Origin of the sequence: Ruoffia tabacinasalis, from assembly GCF_005864045.1 — a bacterium.
In the GTDB taxonomy this organism is placed as follows: Bacteria; Bacillota; Bacilli; order Lactobacillales; family Aerococcaceae; genus Ruoffia; species Ruoffia tabacinasalis.
Genome location: NZ_VBSP01000077.1, coordinates 1 through 4,929, shown reverse-complemented (window position 1 = coordinate 4,929; position 4,929 = coordinate 1). Strand labels below are relative to the sequence as shown.

Below are 4,929 nucleotides of genomic sequence, written 5' to 3'. Positions count from 1 at the left end.
TACTTAGATCACTCAAAACTGAATATCAACTTGTGTTTTCTTACCTGCTAAACCTGAATTGGTTCGTGGTTAAGTCCTCGACCGATTAGTACTCGTCCGCTCCGTACATTACTGCACTTCCACTTCGAGCCTATCTACCTGATCGTCTTTCAGGGGTCTTACTCACTTGCGTGATGGGAAATCTTATCTTGAAGCTGGCTTCGCGCTTAGATGCTTTCAGCGCTTATCCATCCCGCACATAGCTACCCAGCGATGCTCCTGGCGGAACAACTGGTACACCAGCGGTGCGTCCATCCCGGTCCTCTCGTACTAAGGATAGCTCTTCTCAAATTTCCTGCGCCCGCGACGGATAGGGACCGAACTGTCTCACGACGTTCTGAACCCAGCTCGCGTACCGCTTTAATGGGCGAACAGCCCAACCCTTGGGACCGACTTCAGCCCCAGGATGCGATGAGCCGACATCGAGGTGCCAAACCTCCCCGTCGATGTGAACTCTTGGGGGAGATAAGCCTGTTATCCCCAGGGTAGCTTTTATCCGTTGAGCGATGGCCCTTCCATGCGGTACCACCGGATCACTAAGCCCGACTTTCGTCCCTGCTCGACTTGTAGGTCTCGCAGTCAAGCTCCCTTATGCCTTTGCACTCTGCGAATGATTTCCAACCATTCTGAGGGAACCTTTGGGCGCCTCCGTTACTTTTTAGGAGGCGACCGCCCCAGTCAAACTGCCCACCTGACACTGTCTCCCGTAGTCTATACGCGGGTTAGAGTGGTCATTCATCAAGGGTAGTATCCCACCAACGCCTCAAGCTAGACTGACGTCCAACTGTCAAAGGCTCCTACCTATCCTGTACATGATCAACAAACACTCAATATCAAGTTGCAGTGAAGCTCCATGGGGTCTTTCCGTCCTGTCGCGGGTAACCGGCATCTTCACCGGTACTATAATTTCACCGAGTCTCTCGTTGAGACAGTGCCCAAATCATTACGCCTTTCGTGCGGGTCGGAACTTACCCGACAAGGAATTTCGCTACCTTAGGACCGTTATAGTTACGGCCGCCGTTTACTGGGGCTTCAATTCGTACCTTCGCTTGCGCTAAGCACTCCTCTTAACCTTCCAGCACCGGGCAGGCGTCAGCCCTTATACGTCACCTTTCGGTTTTGCAAAGACCTGTGTTTTTGATAAACAGTTGCTTGGGCCTATTCACTGCGGCTGATGTTTCCATCAGCACCCCTTCTCCCGAAGTTACGGGGTCATTTTGCCGAGTTCCTTAACGAGAGTTCTCTCGCTCACCTTAGTGTTCTCCACTCGACTACCTGTGTCGGTTTGCGGTACGGGTTGATATACATTCGCTAGAAGCTTTTCTCGACAGTTTGATTACTCACCTTCGCTACTTAATTCGCTCCCGGTCACGACTCGTTTACTCGGACGTAAGCATTTGACTCACATCCAAACTTATCGCTTCGACACCCTATTCCATCAGGGTGCGTGAGGTCACCTCCTGTGTCCCTCCATCACTCAAACATGTATCTCAAGTACAGGAATCTCTACCTGTTGTCCATCGCCTATACCTATCGGCTTCAGCTTAGGTCCCGACTAACCCTGGGCGGACGAGCCTTCCCCAGGAAACCTTAGTCATTCGGTGGACGGGATTCTCACCCGTCTTGCGCTACTCATACCGGCATTCTCACTTCTATACGCTCCACAGCTCCTTACGGTACTGCTTCGCCGCCTATAGAACGCTCTCCTACCACTCAACCTATTGGTTGAATCCACAGCTTCGGTGTTCAGTTTAGCCCCGGTACATTTTCGGCGCAGGGTCACTCGACTAGTGAGCTATTACGCACTCTTTCAAGGATGGCTGCTTCTGAGCCAACCTCCTAGTTGTCTGTGCAACCCCACATCCTTTTCCACTTAACTGATACTTTGGGACCTTAGCTGGTGGTCTGGGCTGTTTCCCTTTCGACTACGGATCTTATCACTCGCAGTCTGACTCCCAGAGATGAGCAGATGGCATTCGGAGTTTATCTGGATTCAGTAAGACGTATGTCCCCCTAGTCCAAACAGTGCTCTACCTCCAACGCTCTCACTCTGAGGCTATACCTAAATATATTTCGGAGAGAACCAGCTATCTCCAAGTTCGATTGGAATTTCTCCGCTACCCACATGTCATCCAAACATTTTTCAACATGTCCTGGTTCGGTCCTCCAGTGCGTCTTACCGCACCTTCAACCTGCACATGGGTAGGTCACTTGGTTTCGGGTCGACGACATCTGACTTACGCCCTATTCAGACTCGCTTTCGCTACGGCTCCGCTTCTTCAGCTTAACCTTGCCAACTATCGTCACTCGCCGGTCCATTCTACAAAAGGTACGCCATCACCCATTAACGGGCTCTGACTACTTGTAAGCACACGGTTTCAGGTACTCTTTCACTCCCCTCCCGGGGTGCTTTTCACCTTTCCCTCACGGTACTTGTTCACTATCGGTCACTAGGGAGTATTTAGCCTTACCAGATGGTCCTGGCAGATTCCGACGGAATTTCGCGTGTTCCGCCGTACTCAGGATACTCTTAGGTATATAACGTGTTTCGTCTACGGGGCTCTCACCCTTTACAGCTGGCCTTCCCATGCCATTCGACTACACCTTATAAGTCCACATTAGAGTCCTACAACCCCGACGTGCATGCACGTCGGTTTGGGCTCTTCCCGTTTCGCTCGCCGCTACTCAGGGAATCGATTTTTCTTTCTCTTCCTGCAGGTACTTAGATGTTTCAGTTCTCTGCGTCTACCTCACTTGCGTGTAACAGCCATCAGCTGTTGGGTTCCCCCATTCGGAAATCTCTGGATCTTAGCTTACTTACAGCTCCCCAAAGCATATCGGTGTTCGTCCCGTCCTTCATCGGCTCCTAGTGCCAAGGCATTCACCGTGCGCCCTTTGTTTCTTAACCACATATTTCTCGCGCTATTATTACTTTTTAACTCTGTATTTCTACAGACTCGGTCAATTCTTTGGTTTATGATTTAATTTCGATTAAAATTATATCTTCATTTAAGAAAATTGTTCTAATACAATCTGTCGCATCGACGGATTATATTAGGTGTTGATATTCAGTTTTCAATGAGCTAAGTTTGAATGGTTCCTTGCAGTTAAACAAGAAAACTCACTCAAAACTGAACAAAGATAAAACACTTCATGCTGTAAAAGGTTCCAGTACTCCTTAGAAAGGAGGTGATCCAGCCGCACCTTCCGATACGGCTACCTTGTTACGACTTCACCCCAATCATCTATCCCACCTTCGACGGCTCCCTCCATAAAGGTTAGGCCACCGGCTTCGGGTGTTACAAACTCTCGTGGTGTGACGGGCGGTGTGTACAAGACCCGGGAACGTATTCACCGTGGCGTGCTGATCCACGATTACTAGCGATTCCGGCTTCACGCTCTCGAGTTGCAGAGAACGATCCGAACTGAGAATGGCTTTGAGAGATTCGCTTGCCCTCGCGGGGTCGCTGCTCGCTGTACCATCCATTGTAGCACGTGTGTAGCCCAGGTCATAAGGGGCATGATGATTTGACGTCATCCCCACCTTCCTCCGGTTTGTCACCGGCAGTCTCATTAGAGTCCCCAACTAAATGCTGGCAACTAATGATAAGGGTTGCGCTCGTTACGGGACTTAACCCAACATCTCACGACACGAGCTGACGACAACCATGCACCACCTGTCTTCTTGCCCCGAAGGGTTTCACCTATCTCTAGGCTATGCAAGAGATGTCAAGACCTGGTAAGGTTCTTCGCGTTGCTTCGAATTAAACCACATGCTCCACCGCTTGTGCGGGTCCCCGTCAATTCCTTTGAGTTTCAACCTTGCGGTCGTACTCCCCAGGCGGAGTGTTTATTGCGTTAACGCCAGCACTGAGGGGTGGAAGCCCCCCAACACTTAACACTCATCGTTTACGGCGTGGACTACCAGGGTATCTAATCCTGTTCGCTCCCCACGCTTTCGAGCCTCAGCGTCAGTTATAGACCAGAAAGTCGCCTTCGCCACTGGTGTTCCTCCATATATCTACGCATTTCACCGCTACACATGGAATTCCACTTTCCTCTTCTATACTCAAGTTTGCCAGTTTCCAATGCCGTTCCACGGTTGAGCCGTGGGCTTTCACATCAGACTTAACAAACCGCCTGCGCTCCCTTTACGCCCAATAAATCCGGACAACGCTTGTGACCTACGTATTACCGCGGCTGCTGGCACGTAGTTAGCCGTCACTTTCTGGTTAGATACCGTCAAACCGATAACAGTTACTCTATCGGCTGTTCTTCTCTAATAACAGTGCTTTACGATCCGAAAACCTTCTTCACACACGCGGCGTTGCTCCGTCAGACTTGCGTCCATTGCGGAAGATTCCCTACTGCTGCCTCCCGTAGGAGTTTGGGCCGTGTCTCAGTCCCAATGTGGCCGATCACCCTCTCAGGTCGGCTATGCATCATCGCCTTGGTAAGCCGTTACCTTACCAACTAGCTAATGCAGCGCGGGACCATCCTTCAGTGACAGCCGAAGCCGTCTTTCCCGATTGAACCAGGCGGTTCTGTCGTCTATGCGGTATTAGTCATCGTTTCCGATGGTTATCCCCCGCTGAAGGGTAGGTTTCCCACGTGTTACTCACCCGTGCGCCACTCACGTCAAGAGAACAAGTTCTCCGTCAGTGCGTTCGACTTGCATGTATTAGGCACGCCGCCAGCGTTCGTCCTGAGCCAGGATCAAACTCTCATAATTGATTGTTTGAGCTTTTGCTCATTACTATTCTAGCTTTGTTGACCTTTTTTAAACTGGTGGTCGTCCAGCGAAATTGTTTGGTTGTCTGTTCCGTAGAACAGATCCCCTTACACATTTGGTGTGTTTATCTTTGTTCAGTTTTCAATGAGCTTTCGTTG

At 50.3% G+C, this 4,929-nt stretch carries 2 rRNA genes; both read right to left on the bottom strand.

The annotated features are described in order from the left end of the window. Nucleotides 1-65: 65 nt before the first annotated feature. Nucleotides 66-2,947: ribosomal RNA gene (locus FEZ33_RS11815) — 23S ribosomal RNA — on the bottom strand. A gap of 274 nt (nucleotides 2,948-3,221) precedes the next feature. After that, nucleotides 3,222-4,771: ribosomal RNA gene (locus FEZ33_RS11810) — 16S ribosomal RNA — on the bottom strand. Together the 16S and 23S rRNA genes form the textbook arrangement of a ribosomal RNA operon. Between the last annotated feature and the right edge of the window lie 158 nt (nucleotides 4,772-4,929).